This window comes from Methylobacterium sp. WL18 (genome assembly GCF_008040015.1).
Classification (GTDB): domain Bacteria; phylum Pseudomonadota; class Alphaproteobacteria; order Rhizobiales; family Beijerinckiaceae; genus Methylobacterium; species Methylobacterium mesophilicum.
This window is the reverse complement of record NZ_VRVD01000012.1, coordinates 12132-37034: the sequence shown is the minus strand read 5'-3', so window position 1 is coordinate 37034 and position 24903 is coordinate 12132. Positions and strand designations below refer to the sequence as shown.

The window sequence follows — 24903 nt, the reverse complement described above, 5'->3', positions numbered from 1 at the left end:
GGTCGGGATGGCGGCCGCGGCCGGCCTCGCCGCCGGCCTCCTCCAGCACCCGCTGGTGCTCACCACCGAAACCCTGATGCCGAAATTCGACCGCATCTCGCCGATGGCCGGGGTCAAGCGGCTGATGGGGATCGAGGCCCTGTTCCAGTTCGGCAAGGGGCTCGCCAAGATCGGCGCGGTCGGCATCGTCGGCGGCGTGCTGCTGTGGAACGACCGCGACCGGCTGGAGGTGTTCGCCCGGCTCGATCCGGCCGGCAGCCTGCCCGCGATCCTGTCCCTCAGCCTGCGGCTGCTCGCCGGCATGCTGTGCATGCACCTGGCGATCACGCTGGGGGACGCGCTCTACGCCCGCTTCCGCTGGCGCAAGCGCCACCGCATGTCGAAGGAGGAGATGAAGCAGGAGATGAAGGAGGCGGACGGCAACCCGGAGATCAAGGGCCGCATGAAGCAGATCCGCATGGCGCGGGCGCGGAAGCGGATGATGACGGCGGTGCCGACCGCCACCGTGGTGGTGACCAACCCGACCCACTACGCGGTGGCCCTGCGTTACGAGGCCGGCATGGCCGCCCCGATCTGCGTCGCCAAGGGCGTCGACGCCCTGGCCCTGCGCATCCGCGCGGTGGCGACCGAGCACGGCGTCGCGGTCATCGAGAACCCGCCGCTCGCCCGGGCGCTGCACGCCACCGTGGAGATCGAGCGCGAGATCCCGGCCGAGCATTACCGGGCGGTGGCTGAGGTGATCGGCTTCGTCCTGCGCCTGCGGCGAAGGGCGGCTTAGGCGCCAAGGCCGGTATTCAGAACGCCGATCGCAAGGTTCAGTCCAGAAAAGCCACGCTTCCTCCACCTTTTTTTGCAAGGCTGCGCCAAGGCTTGGCGCGACACGACCGGCGCGACGAGAGTGATGCCGTGCTGCCCGAGCCCTGCTATGGCCGGCGGGCCTAACCGGGTGATTGTTCTGGAATGATGCCGATGGCCGACGTCACTGGACCTCCGGCGCCCGCGACGGGCACGCAGATCGCGAACCCTCAGGGAACCGGCTCGATCGACCGCTCGGAGCAGCCGGGCCGGGTCGGTCTGCTGCTCGTGCTCGCCGGCCTGCTGGTCGGGGCCGCCATCGGCCTGTCCTTCGTGGCCAACGAGCAGGCGCAATCGCTGATCGTCTGGCTGCTGGCCCTGCTGGCGATGGCCGGCGTGTTCTTCCTGTTCGCCCTGGCGATCGGGGCGCTTCAGCTCAGCGGCACCGCGACCCGGGACGACATCACCAAGGGCATCGTCGACGCCTCCCCGGACGGGGCGCTGGTGGTCGAGGACGGCGGCCGCCTGATCTACGCCAACGAGGCCTACCTGCGGGTGGCCGGCGGCGACGCCTTCTCGAACCTCGTGCCCGTAGAGCGCATCCTGGTCGGCTCGCCGGAGGTCTCGGAGGCGGTCTACCGCCTGTCGCAGGCCTCGCGGGACGGACGGGCGCATACGGAAGAAATCCGAATGTCGCCGCCGCTCGGGCCGCAGGCGAACGAGCGCGGCTTCGGCTGGTACCGGGTGTCGGTGCGGCCCCTGGCGCGCCCGCGCCGGGCCGCCGCACTCTGGACGGTGGCCGACATCACCGCCGAGCGCGAGCGCCAGGAGAACGTCTTCCAGGAACTCCAGCACGCGATCGACTACCTCGACCACGCCCCGGCGGGCTTCCTGTCGATCGATCCCGCCGGCGCGATCGTCTACATGAACGCGACGCTCGCGGCCTGGCTCGGCTATGACCTGGCGAGCGTCGGCCCCGGCGGCCCGCACCTCACCGAGATCGCTCCGGAGGCCGACGTGCTGGTACGCACCGCCGGCTTGCCCGGGGAGGTCCGCACCGATCGGTTCGACCTCGACCTGCGCCGCCGCAACGGCCACACCCTGCCGGTGCGGCTGTACCACCGCGTCGCCTTCGGCAAGGACGGCAAGCCCGGCTCGTCGCGGACCTTCGTGATCAACCGCTCGGCCGGGGCCGAGACCGACGAGCCGCAGCGCGCGGCCGAGGTGCGTCTGGCCCGCTTCCTCAACAATTCCCCGATCGCCATCGCGACCCTGGACCGCTCCGGCCGGATCGCCCGGGCCAACACCTCGTTCACGCGCCTGTTCGGCACGGTGCCGCGCCAGGTCGACGAGGGCGGCCCAGAGGGGGAGGGGACCCAGGGGGCCGAGCCCAACGTGGCCGATTCGGTGGTCGACCGCGCCTCCCTGGAGGCCGGCCTCGCCCGCGCCGCCAGCGGCCTGTCCGACCCGGAGCCGATCGAAGTCCAGCTCAGCGGCCCGGGGGGCCGCTCGGCGCGGCTCTGGCTCAGCCCGGCCGACAGCAGCGACGCCACCCACAAGGCCGACGAGGCCGAGCGCGTGATCCTGTACGCCCTCGACACCACGGCGCAGCGGCAGCTGGAGCAGCAGGTCGCCCAGGCTCAGAAGATGAACGCCGTGGGCCAGCTCGCCGGCGGCATCGCGCACGACTTCAACAACGTCCTCCAGGCGATCATCGGCTACTCGGACCTGCTGCTCGCGAGCCACCGGCCGACCGACCCGGCCTTCCAGGACATCATGCAGATCAAGCAGAACGCCAACCGGGCGGCGGGCCTCGTCCGCCAGCTCCTGGCGTTCTCGCGTCGTCAGACCCTGCGCCCTGAGGTGATGAATGTCGGGGAGGGGCTCTCGGAGCTGACCCTGCTGCTCAAGCGGCTGCTCGGCGAGCGCGTCGCCCTGGAATTGAAGCACGGCCGCGACGTCTGGCCGGTGAAGGCCGACGTCAACCAGTTCGAGCAGGTGATCGTGAACCTGGCGGTCAACGCCCGCGACGCGATGCCGGACGGCGGCAAGCTGATGATCCGGACCGAGAACGTGACCGATCCGGGACCGGCCGCCTCCGTGGAGGGACGCGGTGGCGCGCCCGCGGGCGACCACGTCCTGATCGAGGTGCGCGATACCGGCCAGGGCATCCCAGCCGAGTTGATGGAGAAGATCTTCGAGCCGTTCTTCACCACCAAGGAGATCGGCAAGGGCACCGGCCTAGGGCTCTCGACGGTGTTCGGCATCGTCAAGCAGTCCGGCGGTACCATCGACGTGCAGTCGACCATCGGGGAGGGGACCGCCTTCCGGATCTACCTGCCGCGGCACGTGCCTGTCGCGGAGCCCGAGGAGGCCGCCCCTGCGGTTCCGGCGCTGCCGCGGGCGGACATGCCGGCGACGGCGAAGCCGGCCGGGGCCGCCGAACGCGCCGGCACCCAGAAACCCGCGGAGAAGCCGGCCCCACGCAAGCCGGCCGCGGACCATACCGGGCAGGGGACGATCCTGCTGGTCGAGGATGAGGATCCCGTCCGGGCGGTCAACAGCCGGGCCCTCTCGGCCCGGGGCTACACGGTGCTGGAGGCTGCCTCCGGCCTCGAAGCCCTGGCGATCGTGCGCGACGGCAGCCAGTCGATCGACCTCGTCGTCTCCGACGTGGTGATGCCCGAGATGGACGGCCCGACCCTGCTGCGCGAGGTGCGCAAGAGCCAACCGGACCTGAAGGTGATCTTCGTCTCGGGCTACGCCGAGGACGCGTTCCGCAAGAACCTGCCCGAAGGCGAGGCCTTCAACTTCCTGCCCAAGCCGTTCAGCCTGAAGCAGCTCGTCGAGACCGTGAAGAAGACCATGGCGGCCGACTGACATCGTGCCGGCAACAAGCTTGGTGGAGAACCTGCGCGCCGCCCCATCGGGGCGGCGTTCTCGTCCCCGACGCCCTTGTCGAAAGAGAACAAATAGGGTACATCAGCACCGTGTTGCCGCGCGTTGTGAATGGCGCGCAACCCCTTCATAAGGAGCCCGCCAGATGGCCCAGCCTGCATTGAAAGTGGTCGACATGCCCCCGGCGGAGAAGGACAAGGATAAGTCCAAGGCGATCGACGCCGCCCTGTCCCAGATCGAGCGCGCCTTCGGCAAGGGCTCGATCATGCGGCTCGGCAAGAACGACAAGGTGCAGGAGGTCGAGACCGTCTCCACCGGCTCGATCGGCCTGGACATCGCCCTCGGCGTCGGCGGCCTGCCCCGCGGCCGGGTCGTGGAGATCTACGGCCCCGAATCGTCCGGCAAGACGACGCTCGCCCTGCACACCATCGCCGAGGCCCAGAAGAAGGGCGGCGTCTGCGCCTTCGTGGATGCCGAGCACGCCCTAGACCCGATCTACGCCCGCAAGCTCGGCGTCAATCTCGACGACCTGCTGATCTCGCAGCCCGATACCGGCGAGCAGGCGCTCGAGATCACCGACACGCTGGTGCGCTCCGGCGCCATCGACGTGCTGGTGGTCGATTCGGTCGCCGCGCTGACCCCGCGGGCCGAGATCGAGGGCGAGATGGGCGAGAGCCAGCCCGGCCTCCAGGCGCGCCTGATGAGCCAGGCTTTGCGCAAGCTCACCGGTTCGATCTCGCGCTCGAACTGCATGGTGATCTTCATCAACCAGATCCGGATGAAGATCGGCGTGATGTACGGCAGCCCGGAGACCACGACGGGCGGCAACGCGCTGAAGTTCTACGCCTCGGTACGCCTCGACATTCGCCGAATCTCGACCCTCAAGGACCGGGACGAGGCGATCGGCAACCAAGTCCGCGTCAAAGTCGTGAAGAACAAGGTCGCGCCGCCGTTCAAGCAGGTCGAGTTCGACATCATGTTCGGCGAGGGCGTGTCGAAGGTCGGCGAGTTGATCGATCTCGGCGTGAAAGCCGGCATCGTCGAGAAGTCCGGCGCCTGGTTCTCGTACAACAGCCAGCGCCTGGGCCAGGGTCGCGAGAACTCGAAGGGGTTCCTGCGCGACAACCCGGAGATTGCCGGCAAGATCGAAGCCTCGATCCGCCAGAATTCCGGCCTCGTCGCCGAGAAGATCCTGGAGAACGCCAAGCCGACCGAGGACGACCTCGACGAGGGCGAGGCATAAGCCGCCCGCAGCTCAAACCCTTGCCGTGCGAGCGCGCGCGGAGGACAATCAACGGCCCCGGCGAGGCATTCGCCGGGGCCGTTCGTCGTTGAGGATGCAGCTGGCTGTGACCGACCTTCTGGAAAAGGCCGTCGAGACAGTTCGGCGGATGCCGCCTGAGGCGCAGGATGCCATCGCACAGGCCATGCTCGACATGGCGCAGGTCGGCGCGCCGAGCGAGATTGATCCCGACCATCTGAAGGATGTCTTGGAAGGGCTCGACGAGATCGCTCACGGAGACATCGCGTCACCCGAAGAGGTCGGGGCTGCCTTCCGCCGTTTCAGAGCGTGAAGCTCGTCTACGCACGCCGTGCGGTCCAGCGCCTAACGGAAATCGCCGACTACGTTCGGGAGCGAAATCCAGGCACCGCGGACAAGATCGAGGGTGCGATCCGCGAGACGGCCGAGCTTCTCAGGCGCCACCCATACGTCGGCCGCGGCGTCCGACCGGGGGTGCGCGTTTTCGCGGTGCCCCGACTGCCGTATCTCATCTACTATCAGGTCGACGAGCGGCGGGAGATCGTGACAATCATCACGCTCCGGGACGCCGCACAGGACCGATCGGCCTAACGGACGGACGCAGACATCTCCGCGGCCGTCGAGAGAAGACAGCTCAGGCGGCTTCGCCGGTCTCAACGACCGCGGAGGCCTGGTCCTCGACCAGCTTCCAGGTCTTGGTCTTCGAGAAGGGACGGCACTCCTCGATGAACACCGTTTGCCCGACCTTGGCGACATTCGCCTCGTCATGGGCATGGTAGTTCTTCGAACGGCGCACGGTCTTCTTCATCACCGGGTGCGTGAAGCGACGCTCCACCTTCACCACGATGGTCTTCTCGCCCTTGTCGCTGACGACGGTGCCCTGCAGGACGCGCTTCGGCATGGTGTTCTCCTAAGCCCCTGTCAGCTCTTGGACGCCTGCAGCGTCTTCGAACGCTGCAGGGTGCGGACGCGGGCGATGTCGCGGCGGACCTCACGGACGCGGGCGACGTTCTCGAGCTGGCCTGTGGCCCCCTGGAAGCGCAGGTTGAACTGCTCCTTCTTGAGGTTCAGCAACTCGTCGTTCAGCTGATCCGGCGACAACGCCTTCAGATCAGACACTCTCTGGGTCGACTTCACGATACCCTCCGTTCAGTCGGCGATGCGTTGGACGACCCGCGTACGGATCGGGAGCTTGGCGGCACCGAGGCGCAGGGCCTCCTTGGCGATGTCCTCGGCGACGCCGTCGACCTCGAACATGATCCGGCCCGGATGGACACGCGCGGCCCAGTAATCCGGCGCGCCCTTGCCCGAGCCCATGCGGACTTCGGTCGGCTTCGAGGAGACCGGAACGTCCGGGAACACCCGGATCCAGACGCGGCCCTGGCGCTTCATCTCACGGGTGATCGCGCGGCGGGCCGCCTCGATCTGCCGGGCGGTGACGCGCTCGGGCTCCACAGCCTTCAGGCCGAACTGACCGAAGTTCAGCTCGAAGCCGCCCTTGGCCGCACCGTGAATGCGGCCCTTGAACTGCTTACGGAAGCGAGTCTTTTTGGGTTGCAGCATGGCTTCCTACCTTACGCGTGCTCGCGGCGTCCGCGCTCGCGGCCGCCCTCGCCATCGCGCTCACGGCGTCCGCCGGAGCGACCACCCTCTTCCTGGGCCTTCTTGTCCTGGGCCATCGGGTCGTGCTCAAGGATCTCGCCCTTGAACACCCAAACCTTGATGCCGCAAGTGCCGTAGGTCGTGAACGCCGTGGCGGTGCCGTAATCCACGTCCGCACGCAGGGTGTGCAGAGGGACCCGGCCCTCGCGGTACCATTCCTGGCGAGCGATCTCGGCGCCGCCGAGACGACCCGAGCAGTTGATCCGGATGCCCTCGGCGCCCAGACGCATCGCCGACTGCACGGCGCGCTTCATGGCGCGACGGAAGGCGACGCGGCGCTCGAGCTGCTGGGCGATCGAGTCGGCCACCAGGGTGGCGTCGATCTCGGGCTTGCGCACCTCGACGATGTTGATCGTCACGTCGGCCTTGGTCATCGTGCCGACCAGCTTGCGCAGCTTCTCGATATCCGCGCCCTTCTTGCCGATCACCACGCCCGGGCGACCCGAGTGGATGGTGACGCGGCACTTCCGGTGCGGACGCTCGATGACGATCTTCGAGACGGCGGCCTGCTTCAGCTGCTTCATGAGGGCGGCGCGGATCGCGACGTCCTCATGCATCAGCTTGGCGTACTCGCCCTTGCCGGCGAACCAGCGGGAGTCCCAGGTCCGGTTGATACCGAGACGGAGACCGATCGGATTGACTTTCTGGCCCATGAGATCCTCCTTAAGCCGCTTCGGCCTGGCGGACTTCGCGAACCACGATGGTGAGGTTCGAGAAGGGCTTCAGGATACGCGCGCCGCGGCCGCGGGCGCGGGCGTGGAAGCGCTTGAGCACGAGGGCCTTGCCCACGAAGGCCTGGGTGACGACGAGATCGTCGACGTCCAGGTCGTGGTTGTTCTCGGCATTCGCGATCGCGCTCTCGAGGCACTTCTTGACCTCGGTCGAGATGCGCTTGCGCGAAAACTGCAGCTCGGCCAACGCGGTGTCGACCTTCTTGCCGCGGATCATCTGCGCCACGAGGTTCAGCTTCTGGGGGCTGACGCGCAGCATGCGCGCAACTGCCTTGGCCTCGTTCTCGGGGAGCGCGCGGGGGGTGGCTTGCTTGCCCATCTCAGCGCCTCTTCGCCTTCTTGTCGGCCGCGTGCCCGTGGAAGGTGCGGGTCGGCGAGAACTCGCCGAACTTGTGCCCCACCATCTCCTCGGAGACGTAGACCGGGATGTGCTTCTGCCCGTTGTGCACACCGAAGGTGAGCCCGACGAACTGCGGGAGAATCGTGGAGCGGCGGCTCCAGATCTTGATGACCTCTGAGCGCGAGGAGCCCCGCGCCGCTTCGGCCTTCTTGAAGAGGTAGCCGTCGACGAACGGCCCCTTCCAGAGAGAGCGTGCCATAGCGATTACTTCTTGCGGTTGTGGCGGCTGGACAGGATGAACACGTCGGTCCGCTTGTTGGACCGGGTCTTCTTCCCCTTGGTGGGCACGCCCCACGGCGTGACCGGGTTGCGGCCGCCCGAGGTACGGCCCTCGCCGCCGCCGTGCGGGTGATCCACCGGGTTCATGGAAACGCCGCGGTTATGCGGGCGCTTGCCGAGCCACCTGTTGCGCCCGGCCTTGCCGAGCGAGATGTTCATGTGGTCCGGGTTCGAGACCGCACCGACGGTCGCGAAGCACTGGCCGTGCACGAGGCGCTGCTCGCCGGAGTTCAGACGCAGCGTCACGTAACCCTGATCGCGCCCGACGATCTGGGCGTAGTTCCCGGCCGAGCGGGCGATCGCGCCGCCCTTGCCGATCTTCAGCTCGACGTTGTGGATGATCGTACCCACCGGCATCGAGCCGACCGGACCGGCATTGCCCGGCTTGATGTCGACGTTCTCGCCGGTCACCACCTTGTCGCCCGGCTGCAGACGCTGCGGGGCGAGGATGTAGCTCTGCTTCCCGTCGGGGAAGTTGATCAGGGCAATGAACGCGGTGCGGTTCGGATCGTACTCGATCCGCTCGACCGTCGCCGTCACGCCGAGCTGCTCGCGACGCTTGAAGTCGACGTTGCGTAGCACCCGCTTGTGGCCACCGCCGCGGAAGCGGACGGTGATGCGGCCAAGGTTGTTACGGCCACCGGAGGAACTCTTGCCCTCCGTCAGCGCCTTCACCGGCTTGCCCTTGTAGAGCTCACGGCGGTCGACGAGCACGAGCTGGCGCAGGCTCGGCGTGACCGGTTTGAATGTCTTCAAGGCCATCGGCTTGGATCCCTAAAACCCGTCCTCAGAGCCCGGTCGTGACGTCGATCGTGTGGCCCTCGGCCAGGGTGACGATCGCCTTCTTCACGTCGGAGCGCTGCCCGCGGAGACCGCGGAAAATCTTCTTCTTGCCCTTGGTCACGAGGGTATTCACCGCCGTGACCTTGACGTCGAACAGCTTCTCGACCGCCTCCTTGATCTGAGGCTTGGTCGCCTTCGGGCCGACCCGGAAGACGACCTTGTTCTGCTCGGTCAGGTTGGTCGCCTTCTCGGTGATGACCGGGGAAACGATGATGTCGTAGTGGCGCGGATCGGCACTCATTTGAAACGCTCCTCCAGCGCGTCGACGGCGGCCTTCGTCAGGACGAGCGTGTTGCGGCGCAGGATGTCGTAGACGTTGATCCCCTGCACGGGAAGCACGTCGATCTGCGGGATGGCACGCGCGGCGCGGCCGAAATTCACGTCGACCTCGGCACCGCCGATGATCAGCGCGTTCGAAAGGCCCATCTTGCCGAAGCGCTCGATGAGACCCTTGGTCTTGTGATCCTCGATCTTGATGTCGTCGACGACGATCAGGGTCGAGGACTTGGCCTTGGCCGACAGCGCGTGGCGCAGGGCCAGGGCACGGACCTTCTTGGGAAGGTCGTGGCTGTGGTCGCGCACGACGGGGCCGAAGGCGCGTCCACCGCCGCGGAACTGCGGAGCCGAAGCGGCGCCGTGGCGGGCGTTGCCGGTACCCTTCTGCTTGTACAGCTTCTTGCGGGTCCGGTTCACGTCCGAACGGTTCTTTACAGCATGGGTTCCAGCGCGCCGCTTGGCGAGCTGCCAGCGGACCATGCGCTGAAGGAGGTCGGCCCGCGGCTCAAGACCGAAGATTTCCTCGTTCAGGTCAACCGAGCCGGCGCCGGCGCCGTCGAGAGTGGTGATATCGAGCTTCATCAGGCGGTCTCCTCAGCCGCAGGGGCCTCGGGGGCGGTCTGGGCGGACTCGGTGGACGCGCCGTTCTCACGGAACTTGCCCGGCAGCGGAACGTCGGCGGGGAGCTTACGCTTCACCGCGTCGCGGATCTGAATCCAGCCACCGGCGACACCGGGGACCGCGCCCTCGACCAGGATCAGGCCGCGCTCGGGATCGGTGCGCACGACGCGCAGGTTCTGGGTGGTGACCCGCTCGACACCGAGGTGACCCGGCATCTTCTTGTTCTTGAAGGTCTTGCCCGGGTCCTGACGGCCGCCGGTCGAACCGATCGAACGATGCGAGATGGACACGCCGTGGGTGGCGCGCAGGCCGCCGAAGTTCCAGCGCTTGATACCACCGGCGAAGCCCTTACCCGTGGTGGTGCCCGTCACGTCGACGAACTGGCCCGGGATGAAGTGATCCGCGGTGATCTCCGCGCCGACCGGGATCAGCGCGTCCTCGGACACGCGGAACTCGGCGAGCTTCTTCTTCGGCTCGACCTTGGCGACCGCGAAACGACCGCGCTCGGCCGCCGACACGTTCTTCACCTTGGCCTTGCCCACGCCGACCTGGAGGGCGACGTAGCCGTTCTTTTCGACGGTACGGTGGGCCACCACCTGGCACTGATCGATCTTAAGCACTGTGACGGGGACATGCTCCCCCGCGTCTGTGAAGACGCGGGTCATGCCGACCTTCTGTGCGATGACGCCTGAGCGCATAGGTCTCTCCCTCGCGCGATGAAACGGTAAGCTCTAAATCCCGGCGGGACTTAGAGCTTGATCTCCACGTCCACGCCGGCGGCGAGGTCGAGCTTCATCAGCGCGTCCACGGTCTGCGGCGTCGGATCGACGATATCGAGCACTCGCTTGTGCGTGCGCATCTCGAACTGCTCGCGCGACTTCTTGTCGATGTGCGGCGAGCGGTTCACGGTGAACTTCGCGATATGCGTCGGAAGCGGGATCGGACCCCGGATGGTCGCGCCGGTGCGCTTGGCCGTGGAGACAATCTCCTTGGTCGACGCATCGAGGATGCGGTGATCGAACGCCTTGAGGCGGATGCGGATGTTCTGACCGTTCATAATCCTGAAACCTTGAGAGGGACGGCGGGGGGTGCGAGGACGTGTCCCCGCCGCGCCCTGCTAAGGATGCTATCCTGGCTTAGTCGTTGATGGCGGCGACGACGCCGGCACCGACGGTGCGGCCGCCCTCGCGGATGGCGAAGCGCAGCTTCTCCTCCATGGCCACCGGCACGATCAGCGTGACGTCCATGGTCACGTTGTCGCCCGGCATCACCATCTCAGTGCCCTCCGGCAGCTCGCACACCCCGGTCACGTCCGTGGTCCGGAAGTAGAACTGCGGCCGGTAGTTGGTGAAGAACGGCGTGTGGCGGCCGCCCTCCTCCTTGGTCAGGATGTACGCCTCGGCCTTGAACTTGGTGTGCGGCTTCACCGAACCCGGCTTGCACACGACCTGGCCGCGCTCCACGTCCTCGCGCTTGGTCCCGCGCAGCAGCACGCCGACGTTGTCGCCCGCCTGGCCCTGGTCGAGCAGCTTGCGGAACATCTCAACGCCAGTCACCGTCGTGGTCGTGGTCGCCCGGATGCCCACGATCTCCACCGTCTCGCCGACCTTGACGATGCCGCGCTCGACGCGACCCGTCACGACCGTGCCGCGGCCCGAGATCGAGAACACGTCCTCGATCGGCATCAGGAACGGCAGGTCGATCGGACGCTCCGGCTGCGGAATGTAGGCATCCACCGTCGCCATCAGCGCCAGCACCGCCTCCTTGCCGATCTTGGGCTCCTTGTCCTCGAGCGCCATCAGCGCCGAGCCCTTGGTGATCGGGATGTCGTCGCCCGGGAAGTCGTACTTCGACAAGAGCTCGCGCACCTCGAGCTCGACCAGCTCCAGGAGTTCCTCGTCGTCGACCATGTCGACCTTGTTCAGGAACACCACCAGCGCCGGCACGCCGACCTGGCGGGCGAGCAGGATGTGCTCGCGGGTCTGCGGCATCGGGCCGTCGGCCGCCGACACCACCAGGATCGCGCCGTCCATCTGGGCGGCACCCGTGATCATGTTCTTCACGTAGTCGGCGTGGCCGGGGCAGTCGACGTGCGCGTAGTGCCGGTTGGCCGTCTCGTACTCCACGTGCGCCGTCGAGATCGTGATCCCGCGCGCCTTCTCCTCCGGGGCCTTGTCGATCTGGTCGTAGGCCGTGAACGTCGCACCGCCCGTCTCAGCCAGCACCTTCGTGATCGCCGCCGTCAGCGACGTCTTGCCGTGGTCGACGTGACCGATCGTGCCGATGTTGCAGTGCGGCTTGGTGCGAGCGAACTTTTCCTTGCCCATCAGAGCCTCCTAAATTCGAAATCGTGTTGCGGATGAAGAGGTAGTTCCGGCGCAGCCCTAGGCGTCGTAGCCCTAGGCGTACTTGGCGATGACCTTGTCGGCCTCGCCGCGCGGCACCTCTTCGTAGTGGTCGAACTGCATGGTGAAGTTCGCCCGGCCCTGCGACATCGAGCGCAGGTTGTTCACGTAGCCGAACATGTTGGCCAGCGGCACCATCGCGTTGATGACGTTGGCGTTGCCGCGCATGTCCTGACCCTGGATCTGGCCGCGGCGGGAGTTGAGATCGCCGATCACCGAACCGGTGTACTCTTCCGGCGAGACGACCTCGACCTTCATCACCGGCTCAAGCAGGACCGAACCACCCTTCTGGAGCGCCTCGCGCAGAGCAGCCCGGGACGCGATCTCGAAGGCGAGTGCAGACGAATCGACGTCGTGGTACGCGCCGTCGATCAGCTCGACCTTGACGTCGACCACCGGGAAGCCAGCCAGCACGCCGGCGCCGAGGACCGAGTTGAGGCCCTTCTCGACGCCCGGGATGTACTCCTTCGGCACCGCGCCGCCGACGATCTTCGACTCGAACTGGAAGCCGGCACCCGGCTCGTTCGGCTCCACGACGAACTTGACGCGGGCGAACTGGCCCGTGCCACCGGTCTGCTTCTTGTGGGTGTAGTCGATCTCCTGACGGCGGGTCAGCTTCTCACGGTAGGCCACCTGCGGCTGGCCGATGTTCGCATCGACCTTGTAGGTCCGGCGCAGGATGTCGACCTTGATGTCCAGGTGAAGCTCACCCATCCCCTTGAGGATGGTCTGGCCGGATTCCTGGTCCGTCGAGACCCGGAAGGACGGATCCTCGGCGGCGAGCTTGGCGAGCGCGATACCGAGCTTCTCCTGATCGGCCTTCGACTTTGGCTCGACGGCGATCTCGATGACCGGCTCCGGGAACTCCATGCGCTCCAGGATCACGGCTTTCTGCGGATCGCACAGGGTGTCGCCGGTGCGGGTGTCCTTGAGGCCGGCGAGGGCGACGATGTCGCCCGCGAAGGCCTCCTTGACGTCCTCACGGTTGTTGGCGTGCATCAGGAGCATGCGGCCGACGCGCTCCTTCTTGTCGCGCGTCGAGTTGATGACGTTGGCGCCCGACTCGATCTTGCCCGAGTACACGCGGCAGAACGTGATCGTGCCGACGTGGGGATCATCCATGATCTTGAAGGCGAGCATGGAGAAGGGATCGGAATCCGTCGGGTGACGAACGACCGGCTCCTCGGTCTTGAAGTCGAGGCCGTCGACGTCTCCGCGATCGGCCGGGGAGGGGAGGTAATCCACCACCGCGTCGAGCAGGGGCTGCACGCCCTTGTTCTTGAAGGCCGAACCGCAGAGCACCGGATGAAAGGCGCGCAGCTGCACGGCGCGACGCACGAGCTTGTGCATCGTCTCGGCATCCGGCTCGGTGCCGTCGAGATAGGCCACCATGGCCTCGTCATCGAGTTCGACGCAGGCCTCGACCAGCTTGCTGCGGTACTCGACGGCCTGGTCCTTGAGCTCTTCGGGGATCTCAACCTCGGAGAAGTCGGCGCCCAGGGTCTCACCGGACCAGACGATCGCCTTCATCTTGATGAGATCGATCACGCCCTTGAAGCTGGACTCCGAGCCGATCGGCAGCTGCAGGCAGACCGGCTTGCCGGCGACGCGGTCGATGATGTCGGCCACGCACTTGAAGAAGTCCGCGCCGATCTTGTCCATCTTGTTGACGAACACGACGCGCGGGACGTCGTACTTGTCGGCCTGGCGCCAGACGGTCTCTGTCTGGGGCTCGACGCCCTGGTTGCCGTCGAGCACGCAGACGGCGCCGTCGAGCACGCGCAGGGAACGCTCGACCTCGATGGTAAAGTCGACGTGGCCGGGGGTGTCGATGATGTTCAGGCGCTTCTCGCGCCAGAAGCACGTCGTCGCGGCGGACGTGATGGTGATGCCGCGCTCCTGCTCCTGCTCCATCCAGTCCATGGTGGCGGCGCCGTCGTGGACTTCGCCGATCTTATGCGACTTTCCGGTGTAGTAGAGGATCCGCTCCGTGGTCGTGGTCTTCCCGGCATCAATGTGGGCCATGATGCCGAAGTTGCGGTAGTCCTCGATCGCGTGCGTGCGGGGCATCGGATTGCTCCTGAGAGACGGCGGAACCGCTTACCAGCGGTAGTGCGAGAAGGCGCGGTTGGCTTCAGCCATCCGGTGCGTATCTTCCCGCTTCTTGACGGCGTTGCCGCGGTTGTTCGCGGCGTCGAGCAGCTCGGCGGAGAGCCGCTCGATCATGGTGCGGTCGTTGCGTGACCGGGCGGCCTGGATCAGCCAGCGGATGGCGAGGGCCTGACGGCGCTCGGTCCGAACCTCGACGGGGACCTGGTAGGTCGCGCCGCCGACGCGCCGGGAGCGCACTTCGATCATCGGGGCGACGTTGTCGAGCGCGGCGCGGAACACCTCGATCGGGTTGGCCCGGGCGCGGTTCTCGACGATGTCGAAGGCGCCGTAGACGATCCGCTCGGCGGTCGACTTCTTGCCCTCGTACATGATCGAATTCATGAACTTCGTCAGCACCACGTCCCCGTACTTCGGGTCCGGGATGATCTCACGCTTCTCGGCAGAGTGACGACGGGACATCTCTTAAACTCTCAAACGAGTCTGACTTAAGCACCCCGCGCAGGCCGCCTTGGCTCTTTTGATGAAGCCGGCGACATCCTTACGAGGCCGTGGAAAGGCCTTTGCGCGACCGGATAAACTCCGGCCGGCGATCTTACTTCGGCCGCTTGGCGCCGTACTTCGAACGGCGCTGCTTCCGGTTCTTCACGCCCTGCGTGTCGAGCACGCCGCGGAGGATGTGGTAGCGCACACCCGGAAGATCCTTCACGCGGCCGCCGCGGATCATGACGACCGAGTGCTCCTGGAGGTTGTGGCCCTCACCAGGAATGTAACCGATCACCTCGAAGCCGTTGGTCAAACGGACCTTGGCGACCTTACGAAGGGCCGAGTTCGGCTTCTTCGGGGTCGTCGTGTAGACCCGGGTGCAGACGCCGCGCTTCTGCGGGCAAGCGTCAAGCGCCGGAACCTTGTTGCGGCTCCGCTGGATCTTCCGCGGCTGGGCGATCAGCTGGTTGATCGTCGGCATCCTGTGCCCTCTTCCTCGGTCACCTTGGCCGGATTGCCCAAGGCAATCCGCAAAACGAATATGCGCCGGAGGTCCTGTCACAGACCCTCGGCGCGGTGTGGGCAGAGGAGCACGCCCGAAACGAACGCGCTCGTACCTACGGATCTGACTTAGAGCGTCAGGCGATTTGAGCCTTCGGATCGCTCGGGGCGATCGCGGCGCCCGGGGGTCAAACCCTAGGGCCGTCGGCAGCCAATGGCCGTCCGAAGTGGCGCGCTTCTAGCCTCGGTTAACCCGCAGGTCAATGCGTCGATCGCGATATTCTTGGCTCTTCGGCGATCAAATGATCGGCGCGGTCGTCAAACGCGTGGGCTGCGATGTCCTATGCGTTCGGGGCGATAGGTGGAAGACCGAACCGGTTCTGCTCCGCGTCGCCGGCTTTTGCCAGCACCTGTACGATGAACCAGATCCAAAATCCGAAGGTGGCAACGCCAGTCAGCAAGGCGAGAGTGCTGAACAAGACAGGAACCCCGATCGCATGGCGGCTGTAAGATGAGAGAAAGCCAATCGATGCACAGAGGAAGGACAGCGGGGTGAGGACGTAAGGTACGGCGTTCAGCCAACCGGATCGGTTGACATCATGGCAGCGCTTGATGCCGAGAGCGAGGCCGCACCACGCCGTAACAAGAAAAACGATTATGTTTACGCCTGGAATAAGGCCAAGAACAATGTTCACAATCATCAGCACCAAAAGTCCAAAGGTCCAATAGTCACGACGTCCGATGCGGCCATTTGGATTAAAATAGAATGCGAACCAATCTCGCTGGCGGACAGCCTCACTGAAGGCTGGCGAGAAAACGGGCGCTTGGCCGGGGATGGGGTAGATTTCGCGGGCCTCACCATCGACGACCACGAAGTCCACAGCCTGCCCAGCCCGTGTGCTAGCGCCGTTCAGATCTGCGCTTGAAAAACGATAGCGCTGACCGTCGTCGCCCGAGATTGCGCCCTGCGTACTTGCGTTGGGTACTGCGAGAACATGTCCGCGCATTCGACAAACCTCTCATTTTTGCTCCCGTTATCATTTGGGCGCAGAGATCGCGACAATGTGCCTGGGAAATCGTTCAGTCAACGCAGAATAAAATGCGAATCTTATCTATTAATATGGCATAGCTTGGTGTTAAATACAATAATGTACGACAATATTTTGATGTTTAAACAAAATCTATTGCTATATCTGCGACATTCTGATTACATATATTGATCGATATGTCCCGATGCTGAGGGGTCGACGGTTACCCGATTTGGTCAGTCGCGGTCATTCCATTTGAATTTTGTTCTTTGTATATATACTTGCGAATTATTAGGATACTCGGAATAATAAACTCTTAAATAATACTGCAAAATATATTGCCGCAGCGCACCTTTTTGAATGCGTAACCTTGTTAGGGAGTGAAATGGCCCGCTCGGCGCCCTTCGAAGGAGCAGAGTCCTACAGATCGTTGAGTTTGGGCAGATCGAACGAGGCGACGAAAGCTCTTATTGCGATTTCTCGGTCTTCCAGAGAAAGAAAATTCGCTCGTTTCGTCTGGCAATGCAGGTCGTTTGCCATTTTCCGAGAATTATTAGAAATTATTTTGTTTGCGAAACAATTTAATCTGTGGTATGTTTGCTTGTGGTCCTTGTATGATCATTATCTTACTGTTTGTAATTACTTCTAAAAATCCAATAATACTGTAGCATTGGTCAATATTGGTGTATTAATTAACGTTATAAACTCTATCTAACGCGGATAGTCATTATTATATACCACATTTATTTACGTCTTGGCGGAGTCTGTCCTTACGATCTGCAATGCGGTCCGTTCGTGAATGGGCGGACATCTGCGGCTTCCTTTCCCACGGAGACATTTATGCGCAGAATTGTCACCTTCGCTCTGGCAACACTTCTCTCCGTCGGCGCCGCGCAGGCCGACCGTCTCGACGACATCAAGAAGGCCGGCGTGCTGCGGGTCGCGGCCTTTGACAGCAACCCGCCCTTCGGCTTCGTCGATCCGAACACCAAGCAGATCGCCGGCCTCGACGTCGATTACGCAAAGGCGATCGCCGACAAGATCGGCGTGAAGCTGGATCTGCGCCCGACCAATCCGGCCAACCGCATCCCGTTGCTGACCTCCGGCAAGGTCGATCTGGTGCTGGCGAACTTCACCATCACGGAGGAGCGCGCCAAGCAGCTCGATTTCAGCATCCCGTACTTCGCCTCCGGCCAGCAATTCCTGGCCAAGAAGGGCACGCTCACCGCGCCCGAGCAGCTGAACGGCCTGCGCATCGGTGCCGACAAGGGCACCACCAACGAGATCGTCCTGCGCCGCGACTTTCCGAAGGCGACCGTGGTGGCGTTCGACGATACGCCCTTCGCCTTCGCGGCCCTGCGCAACGGCAACGTCCAGGCGATCACGCAGGACGGATCCAAGCTCGTGGGTCTGCTGGCCAAGGTTCCGGACAAAGAGAACTACGAGGTTCCGGCCTTCTCGATCTCGAACGACTATATCGGCGCCGGCATCCCGAAAGGTGAGACTCGCCTGCGCGCGGTGGTGGACGAGACGCTCCGGGAGTTGGAGGCCAGCGGCAAGGCGGCGGCAATCTACGACCGCTGGTTCGGCCCGAACACGACGCAGCCGCTGCCGCGCCTGTTCCGGATCGGCGACCACAGCTAGCCGACGGCGGTGAGCCTCTTCGGCGATCTACTGGCGCCGCGCTACCTGATCTGGCTGCTGCAGGGTTTCGGGGTCACCCTGGCCCTGTCGGCGTCCGTGTGCCTGGCCGGAACGGGGCTCGGCCTCGCTCTCTGCTGCCTGCGAGAGGCGGGGGGCAGGCTCGCGGGGGCGGGAACCACCGCCTTCATCGGCCTCATCCGGAACACGCCGCTGCTGGTGCAGCTGTTCTTCTGGTACTTCGGCGCCGCCGCGCTGATGCCGTCCTGGCTCACCGTCTGGCTGAACAGCCCGCACGGCCTCGCCCTGGGGCCGGCCGCGCTGCACTGGCCGGCCTACGAGACCCTGTCCGGCTTCCTCGGGCTGACGCTCTACGCCGCCGCCTACATCGCCGAGGAATGCCGCGCCGGCCTCAACGGCGTGCGGCCCGCTCAGCGGGAGGCCGCCTTGGCCCTCGGCCTGACAGATCTCCAGGTCTTCCGCCACATCGCGTTGCCGCAGGCCCTGCGGATCGCCTGGCTGCCGGTGGTCGGCCAGTACCTCGACACGATCAAGAACACGTCGCTGACCATGACCATCGGCCTGGCCGAGCTGTCCTACGCGTCCCGGGAGGTGGAGACGGAGACCTTCCTGGCCTTCCAGGCCTTCGGCATCGCGACGCTCCTGTATGTCGGCGCGGTGGCGGCTGTGGAGGCGGCCGGCCACGCCCTGGCGCGCCGCGACCCGGCGAGGGCCGCCCGCCGGTGAATGTTTCCGTGATCACCGACAATCTCGGCTACCTGCTCGCCGGCGCCTGGCCTGATGGCCCGGTCGGCGGGCTGATGCTGACGCTGATTCTATCGGCGGCCTCCGGCCTCGCCTCGGCGGCGCTGGGGCTCGCCCTCGGGATCGCGTTGGCGATGAGCGGCGGCCGGACACGGCGCGCCCTGAACCTGGGGCTCGGGCTGTTCCGGGCCGTCCCGATCGTGATGCTGATCTTCTGGAGCTACTTCCTGCTGCCGATCCTGTTCGGATTCGCCGTCCCCGAACTCGGGACGGTGGTCACGGCGCTGTCGCTGGTGGGGGGCGCCTACCTATCCTACGCGGTGGCGGCGGGGATCGAGAGCATCGGCCCCGGCCAGTGGGAAGCCGGGCTGGCGCTGGGCTTCGGCCGCTGGCAGGTGTTGCGGGTCATCATCCTGCCCCGGGCGCTGCCGGCCATGGCGCCGTCCTTCGTCAACCAGTGGACCGCGCTGATCAAGGACACCTCGCTCGCCTACGTGATCGGCGTGCCGGAACTCTCCTTCGTAGCGACGCAGGTGAACAACCGCGCCATGGTCTACCCGGCCGAGATTTTTTTGTTTGTCGGCGCCGTCTACGGATGCCTTTGTCTGGTGCTCGATCGGCTTGCCGCGCTGGTGGCACCGCAGCGTCGCCGGCCGCGGGCGGGCAGGGTCTGACAGGAACCTCCCATCCTCGTCTCAACGCGACTCGGATGGGTCGTCGCGGGCGCAGCGCGACCGCCTTTAAGGGGGTGAAGAGCCAACACCGTGCCGGATCGGGGCAGGGGCTCGCCATCACGGTCTACGGAAGATTAAAGCGAACCGTCGAAATGTCCCGATCGTCGGACGGCCCGTGGGCCGGCCTCTGTGTGCGTCGAGGATGTTGCGTATGGGTTGCGTCGCGGTCAGCAACGTCGTCCCCTTCCGGCGGATCGCCCCCGCCTCCGCGGCAGGCGAGCGGGATGCCCGCAACCGCCGCCGCAGCGAGCAGCGCTCCCTCATGGACGCGGTCTACGCCACCGGCAGCATGATCGTCGCCGCCGAGGATCGTGAGATCAAGCTCACAGCGTCCCGCCTGCAGGTCTACGGCTTCCTGACGATCGAGGAGGTGACCGAGGAAGGCGGCATGCGGCGCCTGCGCCCCTCGGAGGCGATTCGCGCGCGCTCCGAGCGCCCGTGGCGCCTGTCGAAGCCGGCTTTCGGCAGCGCCGTGACGATCCCGAGTCTCGACGACTTTTTGTTCGAATCGGCCGGCCAGCCGTTCTGAGATCCTGAACGATCGAAAAGACCCGGCCGCCGCGCACGACTGCGCGGCGGACATGGCTGTCGTGTTGCTTTGATCGGTCGGCCGACCCGTCTCGCCGCCCGGCCTCCGCGGGCATGTCCTGGCGGAAACCGCCTTCGCCCCGCCCGATGCACATCGGTAAGCCCGTGGTCGCCCGCGCCCGGAAGCCGCGCTGCGCTCAACGCCGAATCGCCCCGACCCGGCCCGATCCCACGGGCGAATGTGTCGCGATCGGCTTGCCTTCCGGGGCCGCCCGTAGTATCCGCCCGGCCTTCGCGACATTTCGATGGGTGCTCGCACCCTGTGAACGCGGTGACCGCGCCGGCGTCTCGGACGCCGCAAGCGCGGTCTATACCATGAGCCGGGGACATCAGATCCCCATCAGGCGTCGTCCGCCGGGCAATACCGCCCGTGTGCGGAAACCCGCCTGAAACAAGGAGTCACGCACGTGATCCAGATGCAGACGAATCTGGACGTCGCCGACAACTCTGGTGCACGCCGTGTGATGTGCATCAAGGTACTCGGCGGGTCGAAGCGGAAGTATGCCGGCGTTGGCGATGTCATCGTCGTGTCGGTCAAGGAGGCGATCCCGCGCGGTCGCGTCAAGAAGGGCGACGTCATGAAGGCGGTCGTCGTTCGCACGGCCAAGGCTGTGAAGCGCGTCGACGGATCGGTGATCCGCTTCGACAAGAACGCAGCGGTCCTGATCAACAATCAGAAGGAGCCGATCGGCACCCGCATCTTCGGACCGGTGCCGCGCGAACTGCGCGCGCGCAACCACATGAAGATCATCTCGCTGGCGCCGGAGGTGCTGTGATGGCAGCCAAGATCAAGAAGGGCGACAAGGTCGTCGTACTCACCGGTCGCGACTCCGGTCGCTCGGGCGAGGTCATTCAGGTTCTGCCGAAGGAAGGCCGGGCTTTCGTGCGCGGCATCAACCTGGTCAAGAAGCACCAGAAGCAGACCCAGAACCAGGAAGGCGGGATCATCTCCAAGGAGGCCGCCATCCAACTTTCGAACATCGCGGTCGCCGATGCCAACGGCAAGCCGACCCGCGTGGGTTTCCGCATCCTCGAAGACGGGCGCAAGGTCCGATTCGCCAAGAGCACGGGGGATCAGATCGATGGCTGAGGCCGACAAGAACGCCTACACCCCGCGCCTGCGCAAGCACTACGACGAAGTGGTGCGCCAGAAGCTGATCGAGGAGTTCGGGTACAAGAACCCGATGCAGGTCCCGCAGATCGAGAAGATCGTCATCAACATGGGCGTCGGCGAGTCCACTGCGGACTCCAAGAAGGCGACCGTGGCGGCTGGCGACCTCGCGCTCATCGCCGGCCAGAAGCCGGTGATCACCCGGGCCCGCAAGGCCATCGCGACCTTCAAGGTCCGCGAGGGCATGCCGATCGGTTGCAAGGTGACGCTGCGCAAGCAGCGCATGTACGAGTTCATGGATCGCCTGATCACGATCGCGCTGCCGCGCGTCCGCGATTTCCGCGGCCTGAACCCGCGCTCGTTCGACGGCCGCGGCAACTACGCCCTGGGTCTCAAGGAGCACCTCGTGTTCCCGGAGATCTCCTACGACAAGGCCGAGCAGATGTGGGGCATGGACATCGTCGTGGCGACCACCGCCCAGACCGATGCCGAAGCCAAGGCACTGCTCGCCGCCTTCCAGTTCCCGTTCCGGCAGTGAGGCCCTCGCGCTTCATACGCGGACACCGGAGATAGACCACATGTCGAAGAAAAGCTCAGTCGAGAAGAATGAGGCCCGCAAGACGCTGGTGAAGCGTTTCGCGGCCAAGCGGAAGGCGCTGCTGGACATCGCCAACAACGATGCTCTCGAGATGGAGGAGCGCTTCGAGGCGCGCCTCAAGCTCGCGGAACTGCCGCGCAACTCGTCCGCCACCCGCATCCGGAACCGGTGCGGCATGACCGGACGTCCGCGCGCGTTCTACCGTAAGATGGGCATCTCGCGCATCGCGCTGCGGGAGCTTGGCAACCGGGGCCTGATCCCCGGCCTGGTCAAGTCGAGCTGGTAAGGAGGTCCCCATGGTCAACGATCCCGTGGGTGACATGCTCACCCGTATCCGCAACGGCCAGCTGCGCCGTCGCAACGTCGTTCAGACGCCCGGCTCGCGCCTGCGTGCCAACGTCCTGAACGTGCTGAAGTCCGAGGGCTACATCCGCGACTACGCGGCGACCGACCTCGGCAACGGCCGCACCGAGTTCGCCATCGAGCTCAAGTACTACGACGGTCGCCCGGTGATCCGCGAGATCAAGCGCGTGTCGAAGCCCGGCCGTCGGGTCTACTCGTCTGTCGGTGATCTGCCGCACGTGGCCGACGGCCTCGGCGTCACCATCGTCTCCACACCGCAGGGCGTCATGGCCGACCACGAGGCGCGCGAGCGCAACGTCGGCGGTGAAGTGCTCTGCACCGTATTCTGATCGGGACGGAGGAGGTTATCCCATGTCTCGCGTAGGCAAGAAGCCCGTTCCCGTGCCGGCCGGCGTCACCGCCACCGTCACCGGTCAGACGGTGAAGATGAAGGGCTCGAAGGGCGAGCTGCAGTTCGACGTCCCCACGCTGGTCAGCGTGGAGATGAAGGACGGCGCGATCTCGGTCGAGCCGGTTAACCAGTCCAAGCCGGCGCGGTCCCTCTGGGGCACGTCGCGGGCTCAGATCGCCAACATCGCCGAGGGCGTGTCGAAGGGCTTCGAGAAGAAGCTCGAGATCACGGGCGTCGGTTATCGTGCGGCGATGGCTGGCAAGGCCCTCAAGCTGTCGCTCGGCTACAGCCACGACATCGAATACGCGATCCCCGCCGGGATCACGATCGTTACCCCGAAGCCCACCGAGATCACGATCACCGGGATCAACCGCCAGCAGGTCGGTCAGGTCGCCGCCGAGATCCGCGATTACCGCGGACCCGAGCCCTACAAGGGCAAGGGCGTGAAGTACGCGGGCGAGTTCATCTTCCGCAAGGAAGGCAAGAAGAAGTAAGGAGGGCATCATGTCTCGCAAGCTCGAAGCCCTCGATCGCCGCAAGGCGCGCGTCCGTCGCGCGCTGCGGGCGGCCGCCAACGGCCGTCCGCGGCTCTCGGTGTTCCGCTCGTCGAAGCAGATCTACGTGCAGGTCATCGACGACGTCGCCGGCAAGACGCTGGCCGCCGCCTCGTCGATCGACAAGGCACTCAAGGGTGAACTCAAGACCGGCGCCGATGTCGCCGCCGCCAAGGCGGTGGGCAAGCTCGTCGCCGAGCGCGCCAAGGCCGCGGGCGTCACGAAGGTGATCTTCGACCGCTCCGGCTACATCTACCACGGCCGCGTCGCGGCCGTCGCCGAAGCTGCCCGCGAGGGCGGCCTGGAGTTCTGAGGAACTCTCTCCGCGCGGCGTGATACCCGCGCGGCCATTCCCTCCCGTTTCCGGCGAGGGGAATCGAGCGAGCGGGTCCGAGGATCCGCGCTAGTGAGATAGGTTAGACAACATGGCACGTGAACGGGAAGGCGGGGGCCGCGGCCGCCGCGACGAGCGCGAGGAGCGCGACAGCGAATTCGTGGACAAGCTCGTCCACATCAACCGCGTCGCCAAGGTGGTGAAGGGTGGCCGTCGCTTCGGCTTCGCAGCCCTTGTCGTCGTCGGCGACCAGAAGGGCCGCGTCGGCTTTGGCCACGGCAAGGCCCGTGAGGTGCCGGAGGCGATCCGCAAGGCGACCGAGGCGGCCAAGCGCGGCCTGATCCGGGTGTCGCTGCGTGAGGGTCGGACCCTGCACCACGACGTCAACGGCCGCCACGGCGCCGGCAAGGTGATCCTCCGCGCTGCCCCGCAGGGTACCGGCATCATCGCCGGCGGCCCGATGCGCGCCGTGTTCGAGACGCTCGGCATGCAGGACGTCGTCGCGAAGTCGCTCGGCTCCTCGAACCCCTACAACCTCGTGCGCGCCACCTTCGAGGCGCTCAAGAACGAGGACAGCCCGCGCTCCGTGGCGGCCCGCCGCGGCATCAAGGTTTCGAGCCTCCAGGCCCGTCGCCGCGACGCCGATCCGGCCGACCAGTCCGAAGCTGCGGTCGCGTAAGGGGAGGGTCCGATGGCACAGAAGACCGTCCGTATCGAGCAGATCGGCTCGCCGATCCGCCAGGAGGCCAGCCAGCGCCAGACGCTGATCGGCCTGAAGCTCAACAAGCTCCACCGCGTGTCCGAGCTGGAGGATACCCCCTCCGTGCGCGGCATGATCCGCAAGGTTGCGCACCTCGTGCGCGTCCACGGCGACGTGGCGTGAGGAGGCACCGATGAAGCTCAACGAGATCAGCGACAATCCCGGCGCAACCAAGAATCGGATGCGCGTCGGTCGGGGCATCGGCTCCGGCAAGGGCAAGACGGCCGGCCGCGGCGTGAAGGGTCAGAAGGCCCGGACCGGCGTGTCCATCAAGGGCTTCGAGGGCGGTCAGATGCCGCTGCATCGGCGCCTGCCGAAGCGCGGCTTCAACAACCTCTACGCCCAGGATCTGAACGAGGTGAACCTCGGCCGGATCCAGGAGGCGGTGGACGCCGGCAAGCTCGACAAGGCCGCGACCGTCACGGTCGATAGCCTCGTCACCGCCGGCATCATCGCCCGGGCCCGCGACGGCGTGAAGCTGCTCGGCGTCGGCGAGCTGACCGCGAAGCTCAGCTTCGAGGTCACCCGCGCTTCCAAGTCCGCCATCGAGGCGGTCGAGAAGGCCGGCGGCTCGGTGAGCGTCGCTTTCGCGACCGGCGTTTCGCATCGCGGCGGCGCAAAGGCCGAGGCGACGGCCTGACGGCCGGCATGGGCGTGACGCGGGGCCCCGTTGCACGGTCCCCGCGCACCCTTTAAGCCGATCCTTCGAGCGGCGGCCCTGCGACCACGCGGGCCGCCGTTTTCAATTCATTCGGGCGCCGTTCGCCCG

The 24903-nt window shown here is 65.8% G+C and carries 35 protein-coding genes; 19 read left to right on the top strand and 16 right to left on the bottom strand.

Going from position 1 to position 24903, the window contains the following annotated elements; translation table 11 throughout:
* The 5 genes from FV228_RS02690 to FV228_RS02670 form a co-directional block, all read left to right on the top strand.
* On the top strand, positions 1-778 hold a 778-nt coding region (locus FV228_RS02690; RefSeq protein ID WP_147853171.1), incomplete at its 5' end, for a flagellar type III secretion system protein FlhB.
* Between the two features lie 191 nt (positions 779-969).
* The gene (locus tag FV228_RS02685) at positions 970-3675 is read left to right on the top strand and encodes a PAS domain-containing sensor histidine kinase (protein WP_147853170.1); all 2706 of its coding nucleotides are present in this window, start codon (positions 970-972) and stop codon (positions 3673-3675) included.
* A gap of 163 nt (positions 3676-3838) precedes the next feature.
* Positions 3839-4936 (top strand): recombinase RecA, encoded by a 1098-nt coding sequence (recA, locus tag FV228_RS02680; protein WP_147853169.1) that lies wholly within the window; start codon positions 3839-3841, stop codon positions 4934-4936.
* A gap of 106 nt (positions 4937-5042) precedes the next feature.
* On the top strand, positions 5043-5267 hold the full coding sequence (locus tag FV228_RS02675; protein WP_147853168.1) for a hypothetical protein: 225 nt from the start codon (positions 5043-5045) through the stop codon (positions 5265-5267).
* Positions 5264-5545 carry a type II toxin-antitoxin system RelE/ParE family toxin gene (locus FV228_RS02670; RefSeq protein WP_147853167.1) on the top strand — a complete coding sequence of 94 codons (282 nt, stop codon included), beginning with the start codon at positions 5264-5266 and terminating at the stop codon, positions 5543-5545. Before FV228_RS02675 ends, FV228_RS02670 begins: the two co-directional genes overlap by 4 nt.
* Before the next feature lie 43 nt (positions 5546-5588).
* Here FV228_RS02670 and rpsQ read toward each other — a convergent pair whose 3' ends face one another.
* The 16 genes from rpsQ to FV228_RS02590 all read right to left on the bottom strand — a co-directional run bounded on the left by rpsQ (position 5589) and on the right by FV228_RS02590 (position 16148).
* Positions 5589-5855 carry a 30S ribosomal protein S17 gene (rpsQ, locus tag FV228_RS02665; RefSeq protein WP_147853166.1) on the bottom strand — a complete coding sequence of 89 codons (267 nt, stop codon included), beginning with the start codon at positions 5853-5855 and terminating at the stop codon, positions 5589-5591.
* Between the two features lie 20 nt (positions 5856-5875).
* On the bottom strand, positions 5876-6091 hold the full coding sequence (gene rpmC / locus FV228_RS02660) for a 50S ribosomal protein L29 (RefSeq protein ID WP_058194328.1): 216 nt from the start codon (positions 6089-6091) through the stop codon (positions 5876-5878).
* 12 nt (positions 6092-6103) lie between these two features.
* Positions 6104-6517 carry a 50S ribosomal protein L16 gene (rplP, locus tag FV228_RS02655; protein WP_007569280.1) on the bottom strand — a complete coding sequence of 138 codons (414 nt, stop codon included), beginning with the start codon at positions 6515-6517 and terminating at the stop codon, positions 6104-6106.
* 11 nt (positions 6518-6528) lie between these two features.
* Entirely contained in the window at positions 6529-7269 is a 741-nt protein-coding gene (rpsC, locus tag FV228_RS02650) for a 30S ribosomal protein S3 (RefSeq protein WP_147853165.1), read from the bottom strand.
* A gap of 10 nt (positions 7270-7279) precedes the next feature.
* Positions 7280-7666: a 50S ribosomal protein L22 gene (rplV, locus tag FV228_RS02645; RefSeq protein ID WP_147853164.1), complete on the bottom strand. Its 387-nt coding sequence runs from the start codon at positions 7664-7666 to the stop codon at positions 7280-7282.
* A 1-nt stretch (position 7667) separates the two neighbouring features.
* Complete coding sequence (gene rpsS, locus FV228_RS02640; protein WP_007569276.1) at positions 7668-7946, bottom strand: 30S ribosomal protein S19; 279 nt, start codon at positions 7944-7946, stop codon at positions 7668-7670.
* A 5-nt stretch (positions 7947-7951) separates the two neighbouring features.
* On the bottom strand, positions 7952-8788 hold the full coding sequence (gene rplB / locus FV228_RS02635) for a 50S ribosomal protein L2 (RefSeq protein WP_147853163.1): 837 nt from the start codon (positions 8786-8788) through the stop codon (positions 7952-7954).
* Between the two features lie 25 nt (positions 8789-8813).
* Positions 8814-9110, bottom strand: coding sequence for a 50S ribosomal protein L23 (locus tag FV228_RS02630; RefSeq protein WP_007569272.1), 297 nt, complete (start codon positions 9108-9110; stop codon positions 8814-8816).
* On the bottom strand, positions 9107-9727 hold the full coding sequence (rplD, locus tag FV228_RS02625) for a 50S ribosomal protein L4 (RefSeq protein WP_147853162.1): 621 nt from the start codon (positions 9725-9727) through the stop codon (positions 9107-9109). The genes FV228_RS02630 and rplD overlap by 4 nt, the downstream gene beginning before the upstream one ends.
* The gene (rplC, locus tag FV228_RS02620; protein ID WP_058194332.1) at positions 9727-10464 is read right to left on the bottom strand and encodes a 50S ribosomal protein L3; all 738 of its coding nucleotides are present in this window, start codon (positions 10462-10464) and stop codon (positions 9727-9729) included. Before rplC ends, rplD begins: the two co-directional genes overlap by 1 nt.
* Before the next feature lie 50 nt (positions 10465-10514).
* Positions 10515-10823: a 30S ribosomal protein S10 gene (gene rpsJ, locus FV228_RS02615; RefSeq protein WP_007569268.1), complete on the bottom strand. Its 309-nt coding sequence runs from the start codon at positions 10821-10823 to the stop codon at positions 10515-10517.
* Positions 10824-10902: 79 nt separating this feature from the next.
* Entirely contained in the window at positions 10903-12093 is a 1191-nt protein-coding gene (gene tuf, locus FV228_RS02610; RefSeq protein WP_147853161.1) for an elongation factor Tu, read from the bottom strand.
* A gap of 72 nt (positions 12094-12165) precedes the next feature.
* Positions 12166-14241, bottom strand: a complete 2076-nt coding sequence (gene fusA / locus FV228_RS02605; protein WP_147853160.1) for an elongation factor G — start codon at positions 14239-14241, stop codon at positions 12166-12168.
* A gap of 30 nt (positions 14242-14271) precedes the next feature.
* Entirely contained in the window at positions 14272-14742 is a 471-nt protein-coding gene (gene rpsG / locus FV228_RS02600; protein WP_007557567.1) for a 30S ribosomal protein S7, read from the bottom strand.
* Positions 14743-14875: 133 nt separating this feature from the next.
* Complete coding sequence (gene rpsL / locus FV228_RS02595; RefSeq protein ID WP_007557568.1) at positions 14876-15247, bottom strand: 30S ribosomal protein S12; 372 nt, start codon at positions 15245-15247, stop codon at positions 14876-14878.
* 361 nt (positions 15248-15608) lie between these two features.
* Positions 15609-16148, bottom strand: coding sequence for a DUF805 domain-containing protein (locus FV228_RS02590; RefSeq protein ID WP_187277601.1), 540 nt, complete (start codon positions 16146-16148; stop codon positions 15609-15611).
* Positions 16149-17135: 987 nt separating this feature from the next.
* Between FV228_RS02590 and FV228_RS02585 the strand changes: the two genes are divergently transcribed.
* The 14 genes from FV228_RS02585 (at position 17136) to rplO (ending at position 24774) form a co-directional block, all read left to right on the top strand.
* Positions 17136-17939, top strand: coding sequence for an ABC transporter substrate-binding protein (locus FV228_RS02585; protein WP_147853158.1), 804 nt, complete (start codon positions 17136-17138; stop codon positions 17937-17939).
* Positions 17940-17948: 9 nt separating this feature from the next.
* Entirely contained in the window at positions 17949-18683 is a 735-nt protein-coding gene (locus tag FV228_RS02580; protein WP_147853157.1) for an amino acid ABC transporter permease, read from the top strand.
* The gene (locus tag FV228_RS02575) at positions 18680-19375 is read left to right on the top strand and encodes an amino acid ABC transporter permease (protein WP_147853156.1); all 696 of its coding nucleotides are present in this window, start codon (positions 18680-18682) and stop codon (positions 19373-19375) included. The genes FV228_RS02580 and FV228_RS02575 overlap by 4 nt, the downstream gene beginning before the upstream one ends.
* A gap of 211 nt (positions 19376-19586) precedes the next feature.
* Positions 19587-19964, top strand: coding sequence for a hypothetical protein (locus tag FV228_RS02570; RefSeq protein ID WP_147853155.1), 378 nt, complete (start codon positions 19587-19589; stop codon positions 19962-19964).
* A gap of 466 nt (positions 19965-20430) precedes the next feature.
* Positions 20431-20799: a 50S ribosomal protein L14 gene (gene rplN / locus FV228_RS02565; RefSeq protein ID WP_007557579.1), complete on the top strand. Its 369-nt coding sequence runs from the start codon at positions 20431-20433 to the stop codon at positions 20797-20799.
* Positions 20799-21113 carry a 50S ribosomal protein L24 gene (rplX, locus tag FV228_RS02560; protein ID WP_007557581.1) on the top strand — a complete coding sequence of 105 codons (315 nt, stop codon included), beginning with the start codon at positions 20799-20801 and terminating at the stop codon, positions 21111-21113. Before rplN ends, rplX begins: the two co-directional genes overlap by 1 nt.
* Positions 21106-21672, top strand: coding sequence for a 50S ribosomal protein L5 (gene rplE / locus FV228_RS02555; protein ID WP_147853154.1), 567 nt, complete (start codon positions 21106-21108; stop codon positions 21670-21672). The genes rplX and rplE overlap by 8 nt, the downstream gene beginning before the upstream one ends.
* Before the next feature lie 40 nt (positions 21673-21712).
* On the top strand, positions 21713-22018 hold the full coding sequence (gene rpsN, locus FV228_RS02550) for a 30S ribosomal protein S14 (RefSeq protein WP_147853153.1): 306 nt from the start codon (positions 21713-21715) through the stop codon (positions 22016-22018).
* 10 nt (positions 22019-22028) lie between these two features.
* Positions 22029-22424 carry a 30S ribosomal protein S8 gene (gene rpsH, locus FV228_RS02545; RefSeq protein ID WP_007557585.1) on the top strand — a complete coding sequence of 132 codons (396 nt, stop codon included), beginning with the start codon at positions 22029-22031 and terminating at the stop codon, positions 22422-22424.
* Positions 22425-22446: 22 nt separating this feature from the next.
* Positions 22447-22980, top strand: coding sequence for a 50S ribosomal protein L6 (rplF, locus tag FV228_RS02540; RefSeq protein ID WP_147853152.1), 534 nt, complete (start codon positions 22447-22449; stop codon positions 22978-22980).
* A gap of 10 nt (positions 22981-22990) precedes the next feature.
* Entirely contained in the window at positions 22991-23353 is a 363-nt protein-coding gene (gene rplR, locus FV228_RS02535; RefSeq protein WP_010686176.1) for a 50S ribosomal protein L18, read from the top strand.
* 112 nt (positions 23354-23465) lie between these two features.
* Entirely contained in the window at positions 23466-24053 is a 588-nt protein-coding gene (rpsE, locus tag FV228_RS02530) for a 30S ribosomal protein S5 (protein WP_007557588.1), read from the top strand.
* A 12-nt stretch (positions 24054-24065) separates the two neighbouring features.
* Positions 24066-24257, top strand: coding sequence for a 50S ribosomal protein L30 (rpmD, locus tag FV228_RS02525; protein WP_007557591.1), 192 nt, complete (start codon positions 24066-24068; stop codon positions 24255-24257).
* A gap of 10 nt (positions 24258-24267) precedes the next feature.
* Positions 24268-24774, top strand: a complete 507-nt coding sequence (gene rplO, locus FV228_RS02520; protein WP_147853151.1) for a 50S ribosomal protein L15 — start codon at positions 24268-24270, stop codon at positions 24772-24774.
* Positions 24775-24903: the final 129 nt, after the last annotated feature.

Coding starts and splice junctions, on each gene's coding strand:
- FV228_RS02685 (WP_147853170.1), top strand. CDS start 970: ATGGCCGACGTCACTGGACCTCCGGCGCCCGCGACGGGCACGCAGATC.
- recA (WP_147853169.1), top strand. CDS start 3,839: ATGGCCCAGCCTGCATTGAAAGTGGTCGACATGCCCCCGGCGGAGAAG.
- rpsQ (WP_147853166.1), bottom strand. CDS start 5,855: ATGCCGAAGCGCGTCCTGCAGGGCACCGTCGTCAGCGACAAGGGCGAG.
- rplP (WP_007569280.1), bottom strand. CDS start 6,517: ATGCTGCAACCCAAAAAGACTCGCTTCCGTAAGCAGTTCAAGGGCCGC.
- rpsC (WP_147853165.1), bottom strand. CDS start 7,269: ATGGGCCAGAAAGTCAATCCGATCGGTCTCCGTCTCGGTATCAACCGG.
- rplV (WP_147853164.1), bottom strand. CDS start 7,666: ATGGGCAAGCAAGCCACCCCCCGCGCGCTCCCCGAGAACGAGGCCAAG.
- rpsS (WP_007569276.1), bottom strand. CDS start 7,946: ATGGCACGCTCTCTCTGGAAGGGGCCGTTCGTCGACGGCTACCTCTTC.
- rplB (WP_147853163.1), bottom strand. CDS start 8,788: ATGGCCTTGAAGACATTCAAACCGGTCACGCCGAGCCTGCGCCAGCTC.
- FV228_RS02630 (WP_007569272.1), bottom strand. CDS start 9,110: ATGAGTGCCGATCCGCGCCACTACGACATCATCGTTTCCCCGGTCATC.
- rplD (WP_147853162.1), bottom strand. CDS start 9,727: ATGAAGCTCGATATCACCACTCTCGACGGCGCCGGCGCCGGCTCGGTT.
- rplC (WP_058194332.1), bottom strand. CDS start 10,464: ATGCGCTCAGGCGTCATCGCACAGAAGGTCGGCATGACCCGCGTCTTC.
- rpsJ (WP_007569268.1), bottom strand. CDS start 10,823: ATGAACGGTCAGAACATCCGCATCCGCCTCAAGGCGTTCGATCACCGC.
- tuf (WP_147853161.1), bottom strand. CDS start 12,093: ATGGGCAAGGAAAAGTTCGCTCGCACCAAGCCGCACTGCAACATCGGC.
- fusA (WP_147853160.1), bottom strand. CDS start 14,241: ATGCCCCGCACGCACGCGATCGAGGACTACCGCAACTTCGGCATCATG.
- rpsG (WP_007557567.1), bottom strand. CDS start 14,742: ATGTCCCGTCGTCACTCTGCCGAGAAGCGTGAGATCATCCCGGACCCG.
- rpsL (WP_007557568.1), bottom strand. CDS start 15,247: ATGCCGACGATCAACCAGCTGATCGCCCAGCCGCGGAAGATCCAGCGG.
- FV228_RS02585 (WP_147853158.1), top strand. CDS start 17,136: ATGCGCAGAATTGTCACCTTCGCTCTGGCAACACTTCTCTCCGTCGGC.
- FV228_RS02570 (WP_147853155.1), top strand. CDS start 19,587: ATGGGTTGCGTCGCGGTCAGCAACGTCGTCCCCTTCCGGCGGATCGCC.
- rplX (WP_007557581.1), top strand. CDS start 20,799: ATGGCAGCCAAGATCAAGAAGGGCGACAAGGTCGTCGTACTCACCGGT.
- rplE (WP_147853154.1), top strand. CDS start 21,106: ATGGCTGAGGCCGACAAGAACGCCTACACCCCGCGCCTGCGCAAGCAC.
- rpsN (WP_147853153.1), top strand. CDS start 21,713: ATGTCGAAGAAAAGCTCAGTCGAGAAGAATGAGGCCCGCAAGACGCTG.
- rpsH (WP_007557585.1), top strand. CDS start 22,029: ATGGTCAACGATCCCGTGGGTGACATGCTCACCCGTATCCGCAACGGC.
- rplF (WP_147853152.1), top strand. CDS start 22,447: ATGTCTCGCGTAGGCAAGAAGCCCGTTCCCGTGCCGGCCGGCGTCACC.
- rplR (WP_010686176.1), top strand. CDS start 22,991: ATGTCTCGCAAGCTCGAAGCCCTCGATCGCCGCAAGGCGCGCGTCCGT.
- rpsE (WP_007557588.1), top strand. CDS start 23,466: ATGGCACGTGAACGGGAAGGCGGGGGCCGCGGCCGCCGCGACGAGCGC.
- rpmD (WP_007557591.1), top strand. CDS start 24,066: ATGGCACAGAAGACCGTCCGTATCGAGCAGATCGGCTCGCCGATCCGC.
- rplO (WP_147853151.1), top strand. CDS start 24,268: ATGAAGCTCAACGAGATCAGCGACAATCCCGGCGCAACCAAGAATCGG.